Raw genomic sequence first — 24,204 nt, 5'->3', positions numbered from 1 at the left:
TTTTTTTATAAGGCGGTACATCCAAAAATACGTAATTTCTTCGTAATGTACGAACGGCGCTCGGTACAAGCGGCCGTATTGCCGTTCTATACATCATTCACCAGAACGCAAAGAATACGTCGACGCAACAAATGCCTGCGAAGGCGCAAATCAAGCAGCTCCAGCCGGAGTTGGCAGATGTCTAATGGACTAACACTTCTATCGCCCGTGAAGTCTTCCACTCCGCCCGAATGGCGCGACACGGTCGTCTACGTCGTCGACGATGAAGCACCAGTACGCCGCGCACTGTCCACGCTTATGCGTTCGGTCGACATGCGTGTTGAAACCTTCGCATCCACAGAGGAGTTTTTGCAATTCGAGCGTCCCGCCGTGCCAAGTTGCCTCATTCTGGATGTGCGGCTGCGAAATAAAAACGGTCTAGCCTTCCAGCAGGAAATTGTTCAAAGCGGACTGCGTATCCCCGTTCTATTCATGACCGGGCATGGCGACATCGAGATGAGTGTCAAGGCAATGAAATCGGGCGCGATGGACTTCTTTGCAAAGCCATTTCGCGACCAGGACATGCTCGACGCCATCGGCCAAGCGCTTGCCCGGGACGCCACGCGACTTGCATCCGAACACATTGCCGCCGGACTGAAAGCCTCCTATGAAACCCTGTCACCTCGCGAGAAGGAAGTCTTGCCGTTCATCCTGGCTGGCCTCCTCAACAAACAGATTGCGTCGGAAATGAGCATTAGCGAAATTACTGTCAAGGTCCACCGTGGCCAGGTAATGCGCAAGCTTAATGCGCGCTCCCTGCCGGACCTTGTTCGCAAGGCAGAAGCGCTCGGTCTCGAGCCGCACGAGTCGCGAGAATCCCAGGTACGGCGCAGAGGAACGGGCGATGTCCAGCGATAACCACAAGACCAATGCGCCTACGGGTTGCCGAGTGCAACCGAAAGCCAATGGGTCATCGCAGAAGCTTGGTAGGGCTTCTGTAGAAGAACAAGGGCGCCGTTACCGGTGGCTCGCGCGTGCAGCGTCGGCGTTGGATACGCACTGATGAAAATGGTCGCCGGCGCGACACCCTGTGCAACTAGGCGCTCGTGCATGTCGACACCCGAGATGCCGGACATCCGGATATCTGAAATTAGGCACGAGGTAGCGGAAGCTTCCCCAGAGGCAAGGAACGCTTCGGCTGACTCAAAAAGCCGCACCTCCCAGCCCAGTGAGCGCACCAGACTGCCAAGCGCGCGACGTACGGCTGGGTCGTCATCGACAATGGATACTATAGGTGTTGTTCGCAAATCGTGGTCCCTACCTTCTCCCAAGGAATGACGGCACGGTCACGGCGTCCGTCGGCTATTTCCTTACAGGCTACTTCATAGGCAAGGCCGACGCGATGATACGATTGTATATGCGGGTTGTACCGGACGGCGGCTGGTCAAGCCCGTCCGTTACGTGGCAACGATAGGCACCTGAACCGAAGGCAGCGTGACATAGAACGTAGCACCGCCCTCGGGATTGTTAGAGGCCGAAATGTGGCCGCCATGCGCCTCAATAATTGAGCTGCAGATGGCGAGCCCCATGCCCATACCGGTACTGCGGGTAGTAAAGAAGGCATCGAAAAGGCGCGGGAGGTTGGCATCGCTGATGCCGGGGCCGTTATCGGACACCGCAAACACCACGTTACCGTCGACGTCGGTCAGCGAACTGAGCGTCAGCCGATGTTTGTCAGGCACCGCTGCCATCGATTGCAACCCGTTGATAATGATATTGATGAGCAACTGTTGAAGCTGCACCCGGTCCCCCATCACAACGAGGCTTCGTGGCTCAAGGTGCAGGACAAGGCAGCAGCCATGGCTCTCCATCTCGGTTCTTGTGAGTACGACTACGTCCTCGACCAGCTCATTAACATGCACCGGAGCGTGTTCGGGAGGCGCGCCTTTCATCAACTTTCTCACCCGCTGGACGATTTCGGCTGCCCGATTGCCCTCGCTGGTCATCTCACTCACGCAGCCTTCGATTTCCTCCAAATTGGGCGGGTCGCGATGCAACCAGCGTAGGCAGGCTTCGCCGCTCGTGATGATGGCTGCGAGGGGCTGTCCGACTTCATGTGCAATTGAGGCGCTCAGTTCGCCCAGAGCCGAGATGCGGCTAGCGCGGGCGAGTTCGTTTTGCGTCTGCCGAAGCTGCATCTCCGTCTCCCGCGTTCCGGTCACGTCCATGACGGCACCAATGAACTGACGGCTTAAGTCCGCAGCATGGGTGCTGTGTGCCACGACGTGCAAGTGCTTTACCCTGCCATCAGGGAAAAGTAGCCGGTGCTCGATGTCAAAATCGTTCGCCGTTCCGCTTACCTGGGAAAGCATGTGTTCAAAAATATGAACATCTTCAGGATGAAGGCGCCCGCGCACCATCTCGAGCGTTGGTTCGGACGACGGGTCGCATTCAAAAATCCGGAATGCCTCCTCCGAGCAAAAGAGTTCTTTGGTTGCGACATTCCAACCGAAACTGCCGGTGCGGCTGAGTTGCTGGGCTTCTGCAAGGTACTGGGCCTGACTCCTCCTGATAAGTTCTTCGGCCTCTCGGCGCTGTGTTATATCGTTGTTCGTTTCCAGTGTCGCGCAGGGTTGGCCCTGGCTGTCGTGCTGTACCGTCCAACGGCTCGCCACGGTGACAGATGAACCGTCCCGCTTTATGTGCACAAGGTCGCCTTCCCAGTATCCGGTGCGTGACAGTGCCAACTCTGCCTCCTCACGTGGCATCGGAAAAACGGTTTTTAGCAGGTCGTCGGCAACCTTACCGATAGCTTCGGACTTGTTCCACCCGTAGAGTACTTCCGCAGCATGGTTCCAATAGGTGATGATGTTCTGCCGGTCACGAACGAATACGGTATCGTGAGTCAGGTCTAACAGCCTTGCCTGCTCTCTCTGCAGCCGTTCAGCCGTTCTGATACGTCGCACGAGCGAAGTAATAGCAATCGACGTGATAAAAAATGCCGTAATAGGCAGCACATCCTGCGGCTTCTCGATTGCAAAGCTATATATGGGCGGCGTGAAAAAAACATTCAGAAGCAGGCCGCCGACGATTGAGAAAATGGCTGATGAAACGAAGCTGTCCAGAAGAGACAGCAGCACGATGACAATCAGCATGCAGAAGCCGGTGGTGGCAATCCGGAGCTGAAAGTTCAGGCAAAGCCACGCAATGGCGCAAAGGACGACGCTCCCGCCAATCCATAGCCGCACCAGGTAACTCCACTGGCTGCTCTTGTCCGACGAACCTATCTTGCCGCCCACGTCCCCTCCTGTGGCGGGCCTCGGCTTACCGCCTGGTGGCCCGCGTCAGCAACGTCCAGACTTTCGATTTTCATTACGCGAATGAAAGAAAACGGCTCATTCAATCCAAACATGCACGCTCTTTATCATATACAAACGTATAAGCGCGGTGGAGCTTCGGCTACTCGTTTCCCCTTTATTTGAACGTCTACGCAAGAGTTATTGCGAGCCGTTGCGTTATACGGCTGTATATCGGGAGTACGCCTTCGCGGCAGTGCCATACCTCACCGTAGAATAGATTCGCCCCTCTGACGCACTTACTCTTAGGTCATCGCGATAGCGCATGTCTGATGGCGGCAAAGTTTTTTGTAGTCATCATCCTTCCTTTGCTAGCCGCGATAACGCAAGCCGGCATACATCTTTGCGAGCAGCCGCGCTTGACCGTCTCACCTTCGCCGTTGCATGACCGCTTGAAGGAATTAACCATGTCGCATGCTCTGCATAACTGGATATTCATCGGCGCAAATTCCTACGTTGAGTACACCTTCGTCAGTTGGCTTAATAGAAACGTCTATAGACGGACTGTGGACTTGAGACAGGTCTGCCTACAGTAGACGGGCGCCTCTTACTCGTTGTTCGATAGCGGCATTCACTCTGCAAGAGAGGAAATGATGTTGAACACTCAAGTACTAATTGGGCTTTCGAAGTCCACTACCGAAACGGATAGATTCGATTCTCTAAAGTCCGTGCCATCAAATTCATGCACCAGCGCGGAAGCGCCGCCCGTTGGCGTGCCCCATAAGCACGGCCAAGTTGGCCGGCCTCATTCCTCTTCCGACACTGCCTTCTTCCGCGAAAGTGACCCCTGGTCACGCACGCTTGCTGCCCTCCGGCAATTCTCGGACCCTTCAGAGCTGCCGCTCGTGGTCGGCCGTCCCGATTCCCGGCGCAAGCCCTCGCGGACCGCATCGAATGGGGCGCAGATAAAAACATTCACCGTGACGATTTTGGAGCACATGGCCAACTCAAGGGTATGTCTTTCATGGCACGACCCTACTTTGTGCAACTACGAAGACCAGGTCTGGGCGCCAGCGCTTGCTCGCCGCGCAGGGCAATGTGCCCTCTCAGAGGCGCACATCGCAAGAGGCGACGCGGTGTATCGCCCACAGATTCGCGGAGGGAGAACTCCCGCAAATGGCGACGCCATGATTCTCGCCGCAGCTCTAAAGCGGACCGGTGAGGCGTGAACATCATCGGCTTACGGGTCTCACGGGAGTTGCCGTTAGTCCCCACAAAGGAGCCAACGATTGTCGCTTTTGAGTGGCCAAAGCGTCGCCCGCGGGAGTGTTTATCTGGTAGTGCACCGCCATCATACTGTCGCGCAACATGGGACGGGTTTTCTGCGGCTTATGAAACGCCGTCATGCAACGTCCCACTGCTTTCAAACTAGACAGGAAGATGGCGATGTTGACAAGAGAAGCTATTAACTCAGGCGCATACCTCGAGCATTTCGAATCGCAGCCAAACCTGTGGACCCGCGAGCGAATCCAGAATTCGCTCACCGAGACCATGCAGGCAAGGCCAGTAGATTTGGCAGAAACATGGATTTTTGCCTACGGCTCCCTTATGTGGAACCCGATGGTCGAGTTCGAGAAACGGCAGACTGCAACGTTGCACGGTTGGCATCGAAGCTTTTGCCTGCGGATGGTCACAGGCCGCGGCACTCCCGATGGCCCAGGGCGCATGCTCGCGCTGCGGCAGGGCGACCAAACCAAAGGCGTCGCATTGAAACTGTCGGACGCGACACTGGATAAAGAGCTTCAGCTCGTTTGGATACGGGAAATGGTACTTGGGTCGTACCGGCCGATGTGGGCGTCCATAACACTGGGAGACGGCAACGAAACGCGTGGCCTCACTTTTGTTGCAGACGAGCGTTCTGAACAGTTTGAGCAAGATTCAACAGTGGCAACCGTTGCACCGCTCATTAGCACTGCAACGGGGCAGTTCGGAAGCAATACCGAGTACCTGCTAAAGCTGCGCAAGGCTTTGTTCGAGTGCGGGTTGCAGGACTCCTATATCGAAGAGCTCGCGAGCGAGGTTGAGCGCCTGTCGCGGCGAGCCTGCTGCGACGTAAAAGATTTATCCGAGTGACCGCAGCGGCGCAGATTCCGCCGCGTAGTGTATTTGCCTAAGTGAGAATCATGGACAAACTTCAAGCGATGCAGGTCTTCACACGGGTCGTTGACGCCAACAGTTTTTCCGGCGCAGCTGACTCTCTTCACATGACCCGTTCGTCGGTGACGACCATTATCCAGACTCTCGAGGCGTATCTTAAGGTACGCCTGCTCAACCGCACGACTCGCCGCATTAGTCTCACTCCAGATGGAGCCGCTTACTATGAGCGCTGCTCGCGAATTCTCGCCGAAGTCGAGGACTCGGAGAGTTCATTTTCGCGAGCCTCTGCCCCGCGCGGGAAGCTCAAAGTCGATATGCCCGGTTCAATCGGACGTCTGCTAATTGTTCCAGCGCTAGACGATTTTCACTCACGTTACCCGGATATCGACCTCATGCTCGGGGTCGGCGACAGGGCCGTCGACCTGGTTCAGGACAGCGTTGACTGCGCCATCCGCATGGGGCCAATGCAGGACTCCACTCTCGTTGCAAGAAGGGTCGGCGTGTCGGAGTTCGTCACTGTCGCAAGCCCCGAATACATCGCTCGTAATGGCGAACCCGTGTCACTCGAAGAACTGGAAACACACACCGCTGTGAATTACTTTTCCAGCCGCAACGGCCGAATAGTGGAAATGGATTTCATTGTTGACGGCAAGCCTGTCGAAGTCCGCATGCACTCGAAGCTTGCCGCCAATGACGGAGATGCTTACCTGCAGTGCGGATTGCAAGGCCTCGGACTCATTCAAGTGCCTCATTTCCTTGCAATGCCACATCTGCAATCGGGTGCACTACTTGAAGTGCTCGGAAAATGGCGTCCCAGCCCCTTTCCAATTTCGGCGGTATATCCGCAAAACCGTCACCTTTCCCCGCAGGTTCGAGTGTTCGTTGAATGGGTGGCCGAACTGTTCGAGAACTGTCAGTTGCTTCGCGCCGACAACATACCCCCTTCCGGAATTGCTCAATACATCACGCATCGTCGGTCCGAAAACTCGATTGGCCGTGTGCGTGGCTCAGCTAAGGCACCTGCTGCGCATAGCAGGGAGATGGCGCCAATGTAAGCGGGCAGGTGAAGCTATGAAGCATCGCAGGTGGGACGCAAACCTTGACATGACAATTCGCTGCGAGCGAATTGTCATGTCGAAAGAGAGACGTTTATCTGGCCGTTAGATGTATGCAAACTCCCGGCTGCCTAAACCCTAATAACCTTTGGCGCATAGCGCAGATACTTTGATGAAAGCCAGGCTGGACATTTCGGACATTGCGATTGCAGGGCATGCGCAAGACATTAAGTTGCGCAGCTTCCTTCCATGCGCTCACAACGACATGCCCATCGTGCTTTATCTCCATGGCGGTGGCTTCGTCAAGGGTTCACTGGCAGAAGCCAACATGCCTGCTTCGTTAATTGCAGAGCGAATTCCCGCATGGGTCATTGCCGTGGGTTATTCGCTCGCCCCAGAGTTCCCATTCCCAGCTGCTACCGAAGACGCCCATCTAGCTCTCGCGTGGGTTACCGAGCACGCTCGCCGGTATCGTGCGGACTGGAACCGGATTGCCGTGGTCGGACATGACGCGGGTGGGAACATTGCCGCGGGACTTGCCGCCATCGCGCGTGACCGCGGCGTGCGCCGCCTGTCAGCGCAGGCACTTCTCGCACCAATGCTTGACCCGAGCATGACCCGACTGGCTGACGGGCTGCCCGGGAGGAGCGACCTTGCTCAAGAAGATTGTGCGCGCTCATATCGCGCGTATCTTCCCAACGCGAGCCAGCGCACACACCCTTATGCAGCACCGCTCGAATCCCGACGCCTTGGCACCCTGCCTCCAACGTTGATAGCAACGGCGGAACACGACCTCGTGCGCGGAGACGGCGAAACTTATGCGCGGGAGCTTATTACTGCGGGCGTGCCCGTGCAGATAACACGCTACCAGGGTGTCTGCCACGGCGAACTCATCTCCCACGCACCGGCACTCGACGATGTCGTCGAGTTCCTTCGCAAGCGGCTCGCATCTATGTAACGACCCGAATTGTCGCTTGTGCGGATACAAAGAAACCCCTGTTGGCTACTTTATAACTAGAAACACGGCGTCCATACTTTCCTCAACGCTATTTCCGAGGCGGGATGCGGAGCCGAGGCGGCTATGAACTGAAGTCCAAAGCTTTGATGTTTTGACAGACCACATTGCATCTATCAGGAGTACTACTCATGCTCACTAATCAAAAAAAGCTTACCGTCGCGCTCGGTGCGCTGGCTATTATCAGTGCAGTCGCAGGCATCGGCTTCACCCACGGGACCACCGAAGCTTCCGTAGGTGCAGCTCACGCTGCTGAAGCGCCACCGCCGGCTACCACCGTTGATGTGGCTACCGTTCTCTCGCAGACCATCACGGACTGGCAAAGCTACTCGGGGCGCCTTGAAGCTATCGACCACGTCGAGGTCCGGCCTCTCGTGCCTGGCACCATTGTCGCCGTTCACTTCAAGGACGGTGCGCTGGTCAAGAAAGGCGAGCCGCTTTTCACGATTGACCCGCGCCCCTACCAGGCTGAAGTTGACCGTGCCGCCGCACAGGTCGCGGCAGCGAAAGCCCGGGCGATATACACGTCGACCGACGCCGCGCGTGCTGACCGGCTGCTAACCGACAACGCCATTGCAAAGCGGGACTACGATGAAAAGCAAAACGCTTCACGCGAAGCCGCAGCCGGCGTAAAGGGTGCCGAGGCAGCGCTCGAGGCCGCGCAGGTTAATCTGAGTTACACCAACGTCATTGCCCCTGTTACTGGCCGCGTATCACGCGCTGAGCTGACTGTTGGCAACGTCGTATCGAGCGGCGCGAATGCACCTCTCCTCACAACGCTGGTTTCGGTGTCGCCTATTTACGCCTCGTTCGATGTCGACGAACAGACATATCTGCAATACCTTGGCCGCGACCGCAACAAGAAGGTCCCGGTGTCGCTTGGTCTCGCGAATGAAGATGGCTACTCGCGCAAGGGTGCCATTACATCGGTCGACAACCGTCTCGACACGTCCTCGGGGACTATCCGAGTGCGCGCCACTATCGACAACACAGACGGTGCACTCGTTCCAGGTCTCTATGCGCGCATCAAGGTAGGCGGTGGCGAACCTCACCCGGCGATTTTGGTTGATGACGCGGCAGTGGGCACCGACCAGGCAAAGAAGTTCGTCCTGGTTGTGGACGGTGCGAACAAGGTCGTCTACCGCGAGGTTCAGCTTGGCTCCTTGCATGACAACCTGCGTGTCGTGACCTCAGGTCTTAAGCCTGGCGAACACATCGTGGTCAACGGGATGATGCACGCCAAGCCAAGCGACACCGTCAGTCCACACATGGTCAACATGGCTGACGCTGCCAAATCTGATGCGTAACCACGCGAGAAGGTCACCATGAACATCTCTAAATTTTTCATCGACAGGCCTATCTTTGCGGCCGTTCTGTCGGTGGTGATTTTGCTGGCAGGTTTCATCGCGCTGACAAAATTGCCAACGGCCGAATACCCGGAAGTCGTGCCCCCGTCGGTCGTGGTTCGTGCCCAGTATCCCGGCGCAAATCCGAAGGTCATTGCCGAGACCGTTGCCTCTCCAATCGAAGAGCAGATTAACGGCGTCGAGAACATGCTGTACATGCAGTCGCAAGCCAACAGCGACGGCGCGATGACAACAACTGTGACGTTCAAGCTCGGCACGGACCCCGACAAGGCCCAACAGCTGGTGCAGAACCGAGTCTCACAGGCCATGCCGCGCCTGCCCGAGGACGTGCAGCGCCTGGGCGTTACAACCGTCAAGTCTTCACCAACCCTGACCATGGGTGTGAACCTTGTGTCCCCGAACGGACGCTATGACCTCACCTACTTGCGCAATTACGCCCTTATCAACGTCAAGGACCGACTTGCACAGGTTCCAGGTGTGGGTGAAGTTGCGATGTGGGGCGCTGGCGACTATTCCATGCGCGTCTGGCTCGACCCGACCAAGGTCGCCCGCCAGAACCTGACGGCGACCGATGTGGTCAAGGCAATCCGCGAGCAGAACGTTCAGGTGGCAGCAGGTATCGTCGGCGGGGCGCCGATGACGACGAACGTCCCGATGCAACTGAGCGTGAACGCTCAGGGTCGCCTGAAGACCGAGGAAGAGTTCAGAAACATCATCCTAAAGACGTCTCCGGACGGTGCGGTGACGCATCTGAGCGACGTGGCACGAGTGGAAATGGGCGCAGCGGAATATGCCCTGCGCGCAAGTCTCGACGGTAAGCCGGGGGTGCAGCTCATCATCTTTCAGCAGCCCAATGCAAACTCTTTGCAGATTTCGACCGATGTGCGTCGAATCACGGCGGAGCTGCAAAAGGACATGCCTGAGGGAGTTCAAGCAAAGATTGTCTATGACCCGACACAGTTCGTCCGGGAAAGTATCGACGCAGTTGTCCACACGCTCTTTGAAGCTATCGTCCTTGTCGTTATCGTTGTCATCGTCTTCCTGCAGAACTGGCGCGCATCACTAATTCCATTGCTCGCGGTGCCCGTCTCGATTGTCGGCACTTTTTCGTTGATGCTGGCATTCGGCTTCACTATCAACGCGTTGTCACTGTTCGGCATGGTTCTCGCCATCGGCATTGTGGTCGACGATGCGATTGTGGTGGTGGAGAACGTGGAGAGGAACATCGCGGCCGGTCTCACGCCGCTTGAGGCGTCATACGAAGCAATGCGGCAAGTAAGTGGGCCGATTATCGCGATTGCGCTGACTCTCGTAGCCGTGTTCGTGCCCTTGGCATTCATGTCGGGTTTGACGGGTCAGTTCTATAAGCAGTTCGCGATGACCATTGCTATTTCGACCGTCATTTCCGCCTTCAATTCGCTCACGTTGTCGCCCGCACTGTCGGCATTACTGCTTAAGGACCATAACGCGCCCAAGGACTGGCTAACGCGAATAATGGACCGCATTCTTGGGCCGTTCTTCAACGTGTTTAACCGTGTATTCCACCGCGGGTCAGAAGCGTACGGCACCGGTGTCGGCAGCATCATCAATCGCAAGGTCGTGATGATGGCCGTCTACGGCGTTCTGCTGGGCGGCACGTTCCTGCTCGGCAAGATTGTGCCCGGCGGCTTTGTTCCTGGTCAGGACAAGGACTACCTCGTAAGTATCCTCCAGTTGCCGCCGGGTGCATCGCTTGACCGGACCGAAAAAGTCGTTCACGAAATGGGCGTCATTGCGCGCAAGCAGCCGGGAGTCGTGCACTCGCCGGAGTTCCCGGGCCTAAACGTTACCGGCCTAATGAATTCGTCCAGTAGCGGGCTGGTGTTTCCTGTCATGAGTCCCTCGAAGTATCGCAGCAAGGACGAGTCGGCAAATGCGATTGTCGGCAACCTGAACAGGGAATACGGCGGTATCAAGGATGCAGTGATTGCGACTTTCCCGCCGCCTCCGGTCTCGGGTCTGGGCACTATCGGTGGGTTCAAGCTGCAGATTGAGGACCGTGGCGCGCTAGGTTACGAAGCATTGAACAAGTCTGTCCAGGCATTTCTAGCTGCCGCAGCAAAGGCCCCTGAACTTGGGCCCTCGTTCTCAAGCTACCAGATTAACGTTCCGCAGCTGAACGTTGAACTTGACCGTGCGAAAGCGAAGCAGCTCGGCGTGAGCGTGACAGACGTTTCCGACACGATGCAGATTTATCTGGGCTCACTGTACGTGAACGACTTCAACAAATTCGGTCGCGTGTATCAGGTGCGTGCACAAGCGGATGCGCCGTTCCGCTCCTCCGCTGAAAGCATTCTTCAGCTCAAGACGCGCAACGCGGCTGGCGAAATGGTGCCTCTGTCGTCACTCGTCAAGGTAACCCCGACGTTCGGCCCGGAAACCGTGATTCGCTACAACGGGTTCCTTGCGGCCGACATCAACGGCGGACCCGCGCCGGGATACTCATCTGGCCAAGCGATGGCCGCGGTCGAACGCATTGCAGCTGAAACCTTGCCGCGCGGTATTAAGTTCGAATGGACGGACTTGACCTACCAGCAAATTCTGACTGGAAACGCCGCGTTTTGGGTGTTCCCTATTAGCGTATTGCTCGTGTTCCTGGTGCTCGCCGCAATGTATGAAAGCCTGACGCTTCCGCTCGCGATTTTGCTGATTGTACCGATGAGCATTTTCTCCGCACTGTTCGGTGTCTGGCTCACTCGCGGCGACAACAACATCTTCACGCAGATTGGTCTGATGGTGCTTGTAGGGCTGTCAGCGAAGAACGCGATTCTGATTGTGGAGTTCGCACGTGAGCTGGAAATGCAGGGTCGTACGATTGTTCAGGCCGCCATCGAAGCCTGCCGTCTGCGCCTGCGCCCGATTCTGATGACGTCCATTGCATTCATCATGGGGGTGATTCCACTGGTTGTGTCCACAGGCGCTGGCTCGGAGATGCGACGCGCGATGGGCATTGCAGTGTTCTTCGGCATGTTAGGTGTGACCTTCTTCGGTTTGGCGCTCACGCCCGTGTTCTACGTGCTTCTTCGCAAGCTCTCGGGCGGCAAACAGCTCACCGACAAGCATGGCAACCACCCGCACATCCACGGTCCTGACGACAACGATGGCGGGCATAGCGGGCATGGCGACAGTCGTGGTATCCCAAAAGCTTCACCTGCGCCCGGTTCGAAGGCGCCGGAACCGGCCCTGCAGGACTAAGGAGACCGACATGAACAGAATTATCTCGATGAAGAATGGATTTACCGGCTCCTTGCTTCTGAGCACCCTCCTGGTCCTGGCCGGCTGCTCGCTAGCACCAAAGTACGAAGTGCCTTCGAAATCGACGATTTCGACCTTAAAAGAGGCACCTCAGCAGCCGTTGTCGCCAGAAGAAGCCGGCACTTGGAGGATGGCGCAACCGTCGGAAGACGTCGCACGTGGTGAGTGGTGGAAAGTGTTCGAGGATGCGAAGCTAAACGGCCTCGAGCAGCAGGCGCTGGATGCGAACCAGAACCTCAAAGCGGCGGCAGCTCGCGTGAAGGAAGCACGGGCCATGAACCAGGCAGCGCGCGCGGGTCTTCTCCCCTCGCTGGACGCCGGCTTTGGTCCCACGAGGCAACGAGTCTCCGCCACCTCCCTCTTCGAGCCCGATGGCACAAATGTGCCGCAGCAGACGTTCTGGCGCGCACAGGCGAGCGCTTCGTATGAAGTGGACTTGTTCGGTCGTGTTGCGTCGACAGTTGACGCGGCGCGCGCCGACACGCAGCGCAGCGAGGCACTTTTTCGCTCGGTGATGCTGGCTCTCCAGGCTGACGTCGCGCAGAACTACTTTGCGCTTCGTGAACTCGACGCCGAGTCTGAGGTGTTCAGAAACGCCGTCGAGCTGCGTCAGCAGGCGCTAAAGTTGGTGCAGCGTCGCTACACGGAAGGCGAAATCACTGAGCTCGACCTCTCGCGCGCCAAAGCGGAACTGGCCACTGCGCAGTCGGATGCGATGACCGTACAGCGTCTTCGAGCGGCCTCCGAGCATAGCCTCGCGGTGTTGCTCGGCAAGGCGCCGGCGGAGTTCTCGATGGCGGCTGACCCAATTAGGCCAGTCAACCTACGCGTGCCGCCGGGTCTACCATCTTCGCTGCTCGAGCGTCGCCCGGACATCGCTGCTGCAGAACGTTCCATGGCTGCGGCAAACTCGCGCATCGGTATCGCGAGGGCTGCGTTCTTCCCCTCACTCACTATCACGGGTACGGGAGGTTTCGAATCGGCGACCATCGGCGACCTCTTCAAGTGGAGCAGCCGGGCGTTCCTGCTCGGTCCGCTTGCTGGTACGGCGTTGAACATCCCGATTTTTGATGGTGGTCGCCGCAAGGGCAACCTCGCGAACGCTCGCGCGGTCTATGAAGAGGACGTTGCGAACTACCGGCAGCAGGTTCTCGTAGCTTTCCGCGAGGTCGAAGACAACCTGTCAGACATGCGCATCCTAGAAGACCAAACAAAGACGCAGAACGAAGCGGTCACGGCGTCACAACGCGCAGCAGACCTCTCGCGCTCGCAGTACACCGAAGGCGCAGTCAACTATCTGGACGTCATTGATTCGGAGCGCACGGTCTTGCAGGCTCGCCGAGCAGCTGTGCAACTGCAGGGTGTGCAGGCGGCCTCCACAGTCAACCTGATTCGCGCACTCGGCGGTGGCTGGGGTGACGTGGCTCCCCAACCTACGCAGCCGGCGGTCGGACAGCTAGCGCCCGCAGCTCCGGTGCAAACAGTGGTCGCACAGAAATAACGAAGCGGTTTGAGCTATGCGTGACACAGGCCCATCTGCAGTATCAAATGGGCCTATCGCTTTATGGAGCGTCGACATGAAATCTACCGTGACACACACGATTCTCGGAACACCATTGAACTGGGTGCATCGTGCCATCTGCAAACTGATACTTTCGGTCAAAGCCTCCTTTGCAGCAAGGGTGCTTCGAATCGCCATCATCGCATCGCTTCTTTATTTCGCCTCCGCGGTGCTGGCGATAGGCATGGCAATCGTGCTGGCGTCCGCGAACGCAGTCCGAGGCATATGGTTTTTCTAAGGGACGGGAGCGCGACTATGCCGCTCGCCACAAATCCAAGGGAGCGACAGGAAGATAGTGCGATTTTGGCGAGTGGACGAGCGAATAGCTCAAGAGGACGACGGATTGAGAAGGGCGTGTGAGCGACCCTCCGCGCCCGAGTTCCAACTGGACGGAAGTACTTAGACCAGCCCCATCTTATCGCTCGCAATTGCGCGCGTTGGCTCCGCTGGAGCAGCCTACGCAAACGTCGTTACGCGTTACGGATTTCGGCACAGACATCCGACAGTACGCCTGCTTGTTATCCATTCTGCAAAGTTTCGGCAAGATGATTCACCACGGCCCGGGTCTTGGCTGTCATCTTCTGACCGAGCGAGATGATGGCATGCACGGGTGGCCCGTCGACATCCGCTTCAGGCAGCAAATGCACAAGACGACCTGCACGCACGTGCGGAAGTGCGACACGGTCGTGAATCTGCGCGATGCCAAAACCCGCAACTGCCGCCTCGACAAGGGCCTGACCGTCAGCAAGCACAAGGACAGGTTGCGCCGCGATTTCGCGCAGCGCATTGTTCTCTCGTACGGTCCAGGAACGTAGTCGTCCTGCCGGGCCACGGAAAACTATAGCCTCGTGGTCGGCCAGCTCCGAGAGCGTCTTTACTTCGCCGCGGCGCGCGAGGTACTCCGACGATGCGTAGAGTCCGAGCCTCAGCTCGCAAAGTTTGCGCACGGTAAATTCGCTGTCGTCCGGTAGTGCGCCGATACGAACCACAACGTCCCAACCTTCCCCCACCGGGTCCGACATCCGGTCGGTCAGCCCCATCTCCACTGTGAGCTTCGGATACTTTTCCCGGAGCTGGATGAAACTCGGCAACAACAGACGTCCAAATCCTGCCGGAAGGTCAATTCTGACCCGCCCGGCGGGCTCGGCTCGCCTCGATGCGAGCTGATGCTCCGCTTCACGAAGCCCTTCGAGCGCGTCCTGCGCAGCAAGCAGATATGTCTCGCCATCTTCGGTCAATCGGACCGCGCGGGTCGTGCGCTGGAAGAGCTGCGAGCCGAGTCGTGCTTCGAGGCGCTGGACCGCCTTACCAACATTGGACTTGCTGGTGCCAATGTCCTCGGCTGCACGTGTGAAGCTACCGGTTTGGGCAACCGCGACAAATACGGCTATCTCGTTTATGGGTGCATCTACCCGCTCGCTCATCTCTTAACCCCGTTGCGCAAGGTGGAAACCGAACTGTATCAGGCGCCTACAGTTCAGGGCACAGCCAGTTTAGTACCGCCGCTCGCACGCTATGCGCTAACGGCCTCTTCAGCGACTTCCTTCCTATCAGGCTTCGCATCCGGCTCGTCATCCTGCGCCGGAGTCTTGCTTAGGAACGCGAAGGTGGCGAACGCCGATAACAACGTTATAACAATCAGCACGTGCAAAAGGCTCGTGAACGCGTCCGCGTAGCTCGACGATAACGCATACCGGGTTACTTCCGGCAAGGTCGATGCGGCATGCAGCATGTCGCCGGCTGTCACACGCTGTGCGGCTTCAGCAACTCGAGTGGAGATGTCCCCACCATTGTCAGGAACGATGCGGGAAAGACTTGTGTGCGCCAGTGCGCCAAGAATCGCTGTCGCGATTGCGAGGGCGATACCTTCGCCTGCAACGCGAGTTGTGCTGAAGATGCCCGAAGCCATACCTGCGCGCTCCTTTGGGACCACGCTGACCGACAGGCCGTCCATCAAACCCCACGGCATACCTGCACCAATGCCAATCACCAGCATCGGCATGATGAGCTCAGCCTTCGAACCGCTGAAGTCGACAAGGCTCAACCAGTAAAGGCCGGCGGCAGCAATCAGGAAACCAATGCCCGAGAGCACGCCCGCAGACATCCAGCGCGTGAATGAAGCGACCAGCATCGGCACGACGAGCATCGGGGCAGACAGCGCAATCATCAGCACACCGGCGTCGATTTCACTCAGCCCTTCAGCGCCAATGAAGCGCAACGGCAACATAACTATGAGCACGATGTAGCAATAGCACGTACCGACCGGCAGAATCTGTACGCCGACAAAGCGTGGGTATTTAAAGAGGCTCAGTTCCAGCATCGGACGTTTTACGCGCGTTTCGACGAGGATGAACGCGGCAAGGAAGAATGCCGACGCTGCGAGAAAGGTGACGACGAGGGGACTACCCCAACCACTTTCCGGCGCTTGAATCACACCGAACGTAAAGAAAGCGAGCGTCGCCGTGAAGGTCGCGGTGCCCGGATAGTCGAGACCTGTTGCGCCTGGGTCGCGCGTCTCGCGCATACGCGGCACGCCGAAGATGAATGCGATGACTCCGATGGCGGCGATGACCTGGAAAATCGAGCGCCAGCCGAAGTGCTCGATGAGGACACCAGCCATCAACGGACCAAAGGCAAGACCAATGCCGAAACTCGTACCGAGCATGCTAAAAGCCCGGGTACGGGCATGACCGTCGAATTCCTGCGCAAGGGAGGCGCCTCCGCTCGAGAGTGACGCCGCAGCGGCGATACCTTGTATGCCACGCAAAATATCAAGCCATAGTACAGACGGCGCGAAGCTCATCGCGAACGAGGTGATGATGAAGCCACCAAGTCCGAGTACAAAGAGTCGCTTGCGACCGAACTGGTCAGCCAACGCACCAGCGGCCATCAGTAGGCTACCGAAGCTCAGCATGAACGCGTTAGTCACCCAGGTCAGCATGGCAGGACTGCCGCCGAGGTCTCTCCCAATTGCCGGCGTAGCGACGGCGCCTCCTGAAAATGCAAGTGGCAAAACTAGCGCGGACAGACAAACGGCTGCAAGAATTAGCAGCTTGTTAGTGCCTGTTCCGGATGACGTTGCAGAATTCATCTACGAACCCGTGGAAGTAATTGGATTGCGAAGCGGGTCGACGCGCTCAGTGAGATGAGGCGCTCAAAGCGAGTCATTCTGAACAACGAATCGCCGAAGATAAATAACGCCACAGCAGATAGAGCGTCTCCGCGAAAGCGACAATGCCATTCCACCGAACGGCAGATTCGCTATTTGTCTTCCTTCCCAGCGTTGCGTTTTTCATCGCACTTCTTAATCCGCTCGCTCCCTTAGGATGGTTTCGCTTCACAGCGCATCTTCGCATCGGTCCCGTCCTGCTCTACTTCGTCGTCCATCGTCCTGACGTAGTGACCGCGGCAGCCGTTCCGGGTTGGGTGCGGACACTCCGGCGGCATGCACTTCTGCGCCGGCGTACTCATAGGCGGCCAAGGCAGCGGCATCTACAACGGTACTCGGCACCACGGCTTCTCTTCCGTGCGGCGACTCACTGACGCTATCCCTGTCCGCGGTTTTTACACAATTCCCAAGGCGGGAACCAGACATGAAGATTGTCGCTCTCGATTCGACAGAGTGACGCTCCAAGTGCTGTTTATCGTGGCCTCCATTTTCCCCATACTTCTTTCCAACGGTGCGGGTCACACGCACTCCCCCGAAACTTGGCCACGCCGGTCATCTTCTCCTTAGGAAGACTCAAATGAAACTCTACATCGCTGAAGCGACCTGCTCCCTCGCCGCTCAGACTATCGCCAATGAACTGGGCCTTTCGCCGGAGCTGGTCCACTTTGATGTGTTTGGTAAGTCCACTTCGGACGGCAGCAACTTCTCGGACGTCAACTCGCTTCTGTATGTGCCGGCACTGGTAATCGACGGCGAGACAGAGGCCTTGACCGAAACCGTCATCATCTCGTCCTACCTCGCGGACCAGCATCCGGAATCGAAACTGATTCCGAAACACGGAACAATTGAACGCGCCCGCATGGACCAGTTGTTGACTTTCATCGCGACTGAAATCGCACAGAAACATATCCCTCTAATGCGCAAGCTGATGACTCCGGAAGGCATCGAATTCCACACGATGAAGCTTCAAACAGCATATGGGGTGCTCGACAAGCAATTGTCCGACGGCCGCGCGTATTTGACGGGCGACCAATTTACGGTTGCTGACGCGTACGTTTGGGCAACGCTGTGGCACGAGCGTTCGGGCGTAAGCCTTGACCATCTGAAAAATCTTGCTGTGTACATCGCCCGTGTCAACGCTCGGCCGTCGGCGCAGAAGGCTTTGAAGGACGAAGCTGAAGTCGTCGCAGTTCACAAGGCGCGACTGGCTGCATAGCAAACACGGACACCGCATGCCGCCCGGTAGCAATCGTCGCCTGTCAGTCGGCCCCGGAAAACCCCGGTATGCCCCGGCCCAGTCCGGTGCCTGTTCACAAAATTTTGATTTGGATACAGGAGGTTCACGTGAATGCACACGTCTCTCAAAAACCGGTAGAAGCCATCGCCGCCGAACGTACCGCCAAGCTTTTCGAGCCCGTCCAAATTGGTGACCTGACTCTGAAAAACCGAGTCGTCATGTCACCGATGACTCGGACCATGGCGCCGGCGGGTGTTCCAGGCGAAGCCAATGCCGAGTACTACCGCAAACGCGCTGAGGGCGGCGTTGGCCTCATCATCACAGAAGGAACGTGGGTCCCGCATGACGCGGCGGCCAACGAGGTGGATGTTCCTCGCATGTATGGTGTGGAAGCCATCGCTGGTTGGAAGAAGGTCGTGGATGCTGTACACGCCGAAGACACGCCCATTCTTTCGCAACTTTGGCATGTTGGCCAGATGAAGCAGCACGCTGTCGACGGTTTATATGAAGCAAAGGGCGAGGACTACAAGCCGCCGCGTCGTGTAGGCCCGTCTGGTCTTTTCGGGGGTATTGGCAAGCCGACTACGCTCGACGGAGACCCGGCTCTCCCCGCAGACTTGGATTCCATCGTTGAAGCTTATGGGAAGGCTGCTATCAACGCGAAGATGGTTGGCTTCGATGGCGTTGAACTCCATGCGGCGCATGGCTACCTCCTTGACCAGTTTTTCTGGCCGGGTACCAACAAGCGTACCGACAAGTGGGGTGGTTCGTTACCAAATAGAGCTCGTCTTGCTGCAGATGCCATCGCTGAGATTCGTCGCATGACTGGACCGGACTTCACGATATCGCTGCGCATCTCGCAGTGGAAGGTGCAGGACTTCAAGGCAAAGAACTTCGCCACGCCTGAAGAGCTTGCGGAATTCTCGAGCATCATGGTGGACGCGGGCGTTGACGTCTTCCACTGCTCGACACGTCGGTTCTGGGACATCGAATTCGGCTCTGACCAGAACTTGGCAGCGTGGACGAAAAAGCTCTCTGGAAAGCCGACCATTACAGTGGGCTCCGTCGGCATGACGGGAGAGCATATCCACACGCTTATGGGCGAAGGTAGCAACGTGGCATCGCTCGATAATCTGCTGCAGCTTGTCGACCGTGGCGACTTTGACTTGATTGCCGTGGGTCGTGGCATGCTGGTGAACCCAGATTGGGCAAATAAAGTCCGCGAAGGTCGTATCGACGAGTTGAACAATTGGAATCCGGAAGTGCTGAAGGAGCTCATTTAAAGCGATACCGGGTTAGTTTGTGCCAATTTCGGAACGGTGAGACTTTCGTGCCGCCTTTTATCCCAATAAACAGGCTGACTTCTGGTTAGCAGGTGGTTGCATCGCTATAGCATGCGGGTGCTCTGCTACGGAGCGTAGTCATGTGCTTACCATCGCGACGCACTAGCGAAGCGCTGAACATCTCGATCATGGCGAGCATCTCGTGTTTTGAGCCCGCGAGTACATATCCGAGTTACCAATTTGGCTTACAACCAAGCCATTGCCTAAAGTTCTGCTTGCCTTGCACCTCCCCTCAAGTGCCCATGTTCAAACCGGCGTATAACTCGGGTGATGCGTCCAAGCGACAGTCAGGCATCCACCGCAAAATTCGAGGTTTCTATGGAAAAAGACCATTGCGGAGAATTTTTCCCTCAAGACGTACTCGATGGCTTAGTAGCAAAGATTGGCGTAACGGCATATGCCGTTCTGGCTGTTATCGCAGCGGCGGCGACCAAGGAGTCTCCAACTTCGACGCGAACCCTTGAGGAGATTTCTGAGCTTATAGATAAAAGCGTTGACACAACAAGAGTCGCTATTGATGTACTTAAAAAACACAAACTTATCGCAGTAGAGCTGCACGGCCGTACCAACCGATATCGAATTCTCAATTGACGAATATTGTGCCCGCAAGAACCTGCTCTGAGATGCGTCGGACAGTACTCGATGAATGGCACGCACTGAGCTAACCCGAGGGACCCAGCATTTCGTTACTGCCCCACCTTACACGACCGTTTTAGCGCTCAGATTGTCGGCTCGGCCTCAGCTACGGCTGTCGCAACCTTCGCTGAATTTGCATTCTTTGCCACCATCTTCTAGGTCGCGGCTTTCTGTGTAATTGCGCCGCTGCCCGAAACAGCGATTTATTAGCTTCGCTCGCAGTGGTCGTCTTTGGTGTGATGAAGCTCGCCTCATCAATCGGATACTTGCTTCGGTCTTTCACGGCGGCTAGCCAGGCTGGTGCGGGCCTTTGCCACTCCAAATTGCGCCGCTTTTAGAGTCACAGTATTTCGCGGGCTGCGGACCCGTGCGTTGTCCCCTGTGAGCATCCGTGCCGCTGACTGTCTTCGACGTCTTCTTGGCCTCGGTCCTCGTCTTACTTACGGGTATTGCACCCACTGCAGGAGCCGTTTCGGCATCGTCAACAATCAGGAACTTGCTGCGGTCTTTGCCGTTAGCAATCCAAGCCGGCGCTCGCTATTCACCGTCCAGGTCACTCCCGCTTTCGGATGCAGATACTTCGGTGATTTCGGCTTCTTCGCCAGAGACGCGATCTTACCCTTTAGCATCAAAAGATGGAGCGCCGAGCAGCGCGGCTCTTGTTCACGCAGCCTTCGTAGATCGGTTTTGCAATCGGCACGCAGCTAGAAGCGTGTCGATATCGAAGTCGCCGTTTGAGCGTGCTTAGTGTGGTGGCGAGTAACAGATAATGGCCGGACACTGCCTCAGCGCCCCGCATATGCACAACCTCCTCAAGCTGTTCGACGTACTGCACGGGAACAAGCGAATGGCTAAGAAAAACTGGAGGTCTCGGCGCTTCGTAAAAGCTTCAGCATCGGATCAAGCGAGTACGTCCCCCAATATATGTGAACTGCTGTTGGGAAGCTGTACTGGCGCTGCCCGCCTTCCCACTGCGACGCATGTTTCATTCGAACCAAGCAAAAGCGGGTCATAGACTATCGTCGCAAGCCCTCGTTCTCGATGCTAAAGCGACCACGGATGTCGTCGACCAAAGTGGCTCCTTTATGGTTGGCACCGGTCATTCTTATGTGACTGCATGATTGTCGCTGTTGGCCGAACGCGGTCCAACCTTGCAGCTGGAGCGATCGGCGAGTGATCGTTCTGCCTGCGGCGGAAGTCGACCCTAACGGTTTCTTCAGTTGCTGGAACGAAGCGATCATGCCAGTGAAGCAAAAGGACGCGAGGTTACTATGCGAACTCTCGTTTCAATGTGAAACAGCAGGCTCAAGATGCGCTCAGTGCCACCGCCTGCGTTCCTGCAGGCGGACAACCAACCGTCGCCCTAGTTGTTCACCACGTCTTTGAATGCTTTGCCGGCGGTGAACTTGACGGTCTTGGACGCCGCGATTTGCAGAGGCTCGCCGGTCTTCGGATTGCGCCCGGCTCGCGCAGCGCGTGCGCCCGTGCCGAACGACCCAAAGCCGATTAGCTGAACCGAATCGCCCTTGACCACCGCTTTGGTCACGGTCTCCAGAAATGCGTTGATCGTTTCTTCTGCTGCTGACTTCGCGATGCCCGCTTGGTTTGCCACTGCGTCGACCAGTTCCTGCTTGTTCATGTCCGTCTTCTCCATTGATTTGAATGAAAGCCGCAACGCGTACTGCGCCTGAGGATACCTTACCCGGACACGTGCTCTATGCGCAGCAGGGCCAATTTTGGAGTGCCGCGGCGCAACTGCTTCTGTACTGAACTTGCCGAAGCCGACTAGCCCCCGTCTTCCAAATAATATTTCGCCGCCTCGTCAAGCATGCGCTGCCGCTCGGCCCGCACATAGATCGACGTCGTCTGCAGTGACGCGTGACCCAAGATGCGTTGAGCAACATCGATCGGCATGCCACGGGCGACTGTCTGTGTACCAAAGGTATGCCGGAACGCGTGCGCCGAGGTGGCCAGGAGTTTGACGTGCGCGTCGTGTGACAGTGCACCTTCGCGCAACAACGCTTGCGCGATGCGTCGAATGGCTTCGCGCACGAGTCTCGCGAGGGCATCTGCCGCGTAAGGCTCATGGATTCGGTGGACACCCGCGCCCTTGCCTTCCGATGCATCGCCATGCTTCGCCAGCGACGCATCGGTTCCGTTGGTCACCACCGGTGCGATCAAGGGACCCTCGGCCCACGTTGCATCAAAATCCTGTCCCCGATCCGCCCAATGCGCACGTAGCGCTGCGACGGTCGTCACGTTCACGGGTACCGTGCGTTGCTTGCGGCGCTTGCCTGTGACGCGCAACGCCCACACCCAGCGCTGCTCGTTGGCTGAGCTGGCTGACGAGTCAGTTGACGAACGCTGTGCGGTGACCACAGCGACACTCAAATTTTCACGACGAGCGTTGGCCGCTTCATCACGCCGCACACCCGAGTTCCCCATCAATAAAATGGCCGCGCGCGCGATGCGCCACTGGCGCGCTTCGTCCTTGGTCGGCGTCAAGCCGCCCAGGTCCTCGCCATCGCACCGGGCATCCAATTCTGCGCGCACCCGGGTCCAGAGATCGGTGGATAACGCCCGCTCGACCTGCACCTCCGCCTCGCGCGTGATCGTCGCCGGATCCGTCACCGCACTCCATGGATTGCCGGCGAGATACCGTACTGTCGTGAGCCACGCAAACGCCGCCCGAATCGCGCGCACCGCGTACGCTTGACTGTCGGGCGACAAGCCCTCGGGCGTAAAAGGCCGCCACCGGCCGCTTGCGCGCGAGCGTTTCGGACCCACAAAACTCGCGCTCGGCGTCTTCAAAAAATCCTTGTACGCCTCGCAGTCTTCCACCGTCATCGACGAGAGCGCGACGCCGCGTACGATCACGAGCCACAAAACAAGGCGTTCGAGTTCACGCGTGTATGCTCGCACCGTCGGTGGCCGATCGCGGTAGCGATTCAAATAGGCGTGCACTGCAGCCAGGTCGTGGTCGGCCCGGATGAATGCGAACTCACGCGCGCGGTTTGTCCCGTGTTCACCAGATAACACGGTCGGGATGGCGAGGCGTTCGAACGGTGCCAGAAGCGGTGCGTCGATCGAGCCGCCGACCACGACAACGTTGCCAAGACCCACCGCCGGCACGAGCGGCCCCGCATCCACATCATCATCGACTCGCATCCCGAGCGCTTGCTCGTGACGACGCAGCCAGGCAACAAGGACGCTCGCTCGGCCTGCGCCGATGCGGGGCACCGAGCGCCACCAGCTGCCGCCGTGCGAATTGCAATACGCAACGAGTTCGCCGAGTGTCGTGATCCGCTCGGCCGTCAGTCGTTTGGCCACCAGCGGTCGCAGCCAGAGGCCAACGTGATGATCCGCCGCGGGAGCCGCAGCCGCGAGTACCGACGCCTGCTCGACCATGCGTAACGTAACCGCCGTGAGCTTGGCGCTGCCGTGTTGCTTGATGGACGCTTTTAGATGTGAGGCAAGTGCTGCCGACCCATTGCGCAGCGCAAGCTGCACAAGATCGTCGAGCATGGTGCGCAGGAACCGCTCCATCGCGTCGGCGGTGGTTGCTTGTGGAGAAACTTCGCGGTCATCCGGATCGTAGTACCGGTGCGCGATGACTGAGGGCGCGATGTGCTGGACGAACGCGCGCAGCGCCGCGAAATCAGTGCGCGTATAGGTCCGCGGCGTGGGCAGCGTGAGTTGTTGTGCCTGATTAGCCACGCGCCCTCACCGTCTGCTTATCAGCCGACGAGTTCGGGGAAACCTGCATTTTAAAGCAGATCATTAGCTCTAGGACGGGCGCGAAGTGGAAATACCTCGATTTTACCCATTAAACGCTTGTCTGCTAATAACAATTATCAGACAAGGGCGGATTGCTAAAGACCGCCCATTTATTGCCAGAAATGACCGCCAGTCGGATCAAATTCAGCGTCCGGGCCGAACGCCGTTGGGACGCCCTCGGAGGATTTCGTACATTGCAGCCAAGTGCTTCTCCCCTACCGCTTCGCTGCTTGGACTCATAGACGGCAAGATGGGCGCCTTGAGACCTAGGCGTCGACAGACAGCAGATAAATACGGTTTCGAATCGCCCCGGGTACA

General features: G+C 57.5%; 18 protein-coding genes. 12 read left to right on the top strand and 6 right to left on the bottom strand.

Annotation, left to right across the window (positions count from 1 at the left end; genetic code table 11):
- Positions 1–177 precede the first annotated feature (177 nt).
- The gene (locus ACRWA7_RS34680; RefSeq protein WP_438397434.1) at positions 178–897 is read left to right on the top strand and encodes a response regulator transcription factor; all 720 of its coding nucleotides are present in this window, start codon (positions 178–180) and stop codon (positions 895–897) included.
- Between the two features lie 17 nt (positions 898–914).
- Here ACRWA7_RS34680 and ACRWA7_RS34675 read toward each other — a convergent pair whose 3' ends face one another.
- A complete protein-coding gene (locus ACRWA7_RS34675; protein ID WP_438397387.1) occupies positions 915–1,217 on the bottom strand; it encodes a response regulator transcription factor in 303 nt (100 codons plus the stop codon).
- 219 nt (positions 1,218–1,436) lie between these two features.
- The gene (locus ACRWA7_RS34670) at positions 1,437–3,278 is read right to left on the bottom strand and encodes an ATP-binding protein (protein ID WP_438397386.1); all 1,842 of its coding nucleotides are present in this window, start codon (positions 3,276–3,278) and stop codon (positions 1,437–1,439) included.
- A gap of 647 nt (positions 3,279–3,925) precedes the next feature.
- Between ACRWA7_RS34670 and ACRWA7_RS34665 the strand changes: the two genes are divergently transcribed.
- From ACRWA7_RS34665 to ACRWA7_RS34630, 8 genes are all read left to right on the top strand, one after another.
- Positions 3,926–4,504, top strand: coding sequence for a DUF3331 domain-containing protein (locus ACRWA7_RS34665; protein ID WP_438397384.1), 579 nt, complete (start codon positions 3,926–3,928; stop codon positions 4,502–4,504).
- A 175-nt stretch (positions 4,505–4,679) separates the two neighbouring features.
- Positions 4,680–5,408 carry a gamma-glutamylcyclotransferase gene (locus ACRWA7_RS34660; protein WP_438397383.1) on the top strand — a complete coding sequence of 243 codons (729 nt, stop codon included), beginning with the start codon at positions 4,680–4,682 and terminating at the stop codon, positions 5,406–5,408.
- A gap of 50 nt (positions 5,409–5,458) precedes the next feature.
- A complete protein-coding gene (locus ACRWA7_RS34655; RefSeq protein ID WP_438397382.1) occupies positions 5,459–6,487 on the top strand; it encodes a LysR substrate-binding domain-containing protein in 1,029 nt (342 codons plus the stop codon).
- Positions 6,488–6,659: 172 nt separating this feature from the next.
- Positions 6,660–7,445 (top strand): alpha/beta hydrolase, encoded by a 786-nt coding sequence (locus ACRWA7_RS34650; RefSeq protein ID WP_438397381.1) that lies wholly within the window; start codon positions 6,660–6,662, stop codon positions 7,443–7,445.
- A 188-nt stretch (positions 7,446–7,633) separates the two neighbouring features.
- A complete protein-coding gene (locus tag ACRWA7_RS34645; RefSeq protein ID WP_438397379.1) occupies positions 7,634–8,809 on the top strand; it encodes an efflux RND transporter periplasmic adaptor subunit in 1,176 nt (391 codons plus the stop codon).
- 18 nt (positions 8,810–8,827) lie between these two features.
- On the top strand, positions 8,828–12,103 hold the full coding sequence (locus ACRWA7_RS34640) for an efflux RND transporter permease subunit (RefSeq protein ID WP_438397377.1): 3,276 nt from the start codon (positions 8,828–8,830) through the stop codon (positions 12,101–12,103).
- 10 nt (positions 12,104–12,113) lie between these two features.
- On the top strand, positions 12,114–13,664 hold the full coding sequence (locus tag ACRWA7_RS34635) for an efflux transporter outer membrane subunit (RefSeq protein ID WP_438397376.1): 1,551 nt from the start codon (positions 12,114–12,116) through the stop codon (positions 13,662–13,664).
- A gap of 76 nt (positions 13,665–13,740) precedes the next feature.
- Positions 13,741–13,962, top strand: a complete 222-nt coding sequence (locus tag ACRWA7_RS34630) for a hypothetical protein (RefSeq protein ID WP_438397375.1) — start codon at positions 13,741–13,743, stop codon at positions 13,960–13,962.
- A 280-nt stretch (positions 13,963–14,242) separates the two neighbouring features.
- Here ACRWA7_RS34630 and ACRWA7_RS34625 read toward each other — a convergent pair whose 3' ends face one another.
- Positions 14,243–15,148, bottom strand: coding sequence for a LysR family transcriptional regulator (locus ACRWA7_RS34625; protein ID WP_438397374.1), 906 nt, complete (start codon positions 15,146–15,148; stop codon positions 14,243–14,245).
- 89 nt (positions 15,149–15,237) lie between these two features.
- Complete coding sequence (locus ACRWA7_RS34620; RefSeq protein WP_438397373.1) at positions 15,238–16,815, bottom strand: MFS transporter; 1,578 nt, start codon at positions 16,813–16,815, stop codon at positions 15,238–15,240.
- 655 nt (positions 16,816–17,470) lie between these two features.
- On the opposite strand from ACRWA7_RS34620, the gene ACRWA7_RS34615 reads away from it, so the two are divergent.
- The 3 genes from ACRWA7_RS34615 (at position 17,471) to ACRWA7_RS34605 (ending at position 20,064) form a co-directional block, all read left to right on the top strand.
- A complete protein-coding gene (locus ACRWA7_RS34615) occupies positions 17,471–18,109 on the top strand; it encodes a glutathione S-transferase family protein (protein WP_438397372.1) in 639 nt (212 codons plus the stop codon).
- A 128-nt stretch (positions 18,110–18,237) separates the two neighbouring features.
- On the top strand, positions 18,238–19,413 hold the full coding sequence (locus ACRWA7_RS34610) for an NADH:flavin oxidoreductase (protein WP_438397371.1): 1,176 nt from the start codon (positions 18,238–18,240) through the stop codon (positions 19,411–19,413).
- A gap of 378 nt (positions 19,414–19,791) precedes the next feature.
- The gene (locus tag ACRWA7_RS34605; RefSeq protein WP_438397369.1) at positions 19,792–20,064 is read left to right on the top strand and encodes a hypothetical protein; all 273 of its coding nucleotides are present in this window, start codon (positions 19,792–19,794) and stop codon (positions 20,062–20,064) included.
- 1,408 nt (positions 20,065–21,472) lie between these two features.
- Here the strand turns inward: ACRWA7_RS34605 and ACRWA7_RS34600 are convergent.
- Positions 21,473–21,748 (bottom strand): HU family DNA-binding protein, encoded by a 276-nt coding sequence (locus ACRWA7_RS34600; RefSeq protein WP_438397367.1) that lies wholly within the window; start codon positions 21,746–21,748, stop codon positions 21,473–21,475.
- A 146-nt stretch (positions 21,749–21,894) separates the two neighbouring features.
- On the bottom strand, positions 21,895–23,826 hold the full coding sequence (locus tag ACRWA7_RS34595; protein ID WP_438397365.1) for a phage integrase family protein: 1,932 nt from the start codon (positions 23,824–23,826) through the stop codon (positions 21,895–21,897).
- Between the last annotated feature and the right edge of the window lie 378 nt (positions 23,827–24,204).

The organism is Caballeronia sp. DA-9, from assembly GCF_051615025.1.
Taxonomy (GTDB): domain Bacteria; phylum Pseudomonadota; class Gammaproteobacteria; order Burkholderiales; family Burkholderiaceae; genus Caballeronia; species Caballeronia sordidicola.
The sequence above is the reverse complement of the archived record's forward strand: the minus strand, read 5'-3'. Positions and strand labels throughout refer to the sequence as shown.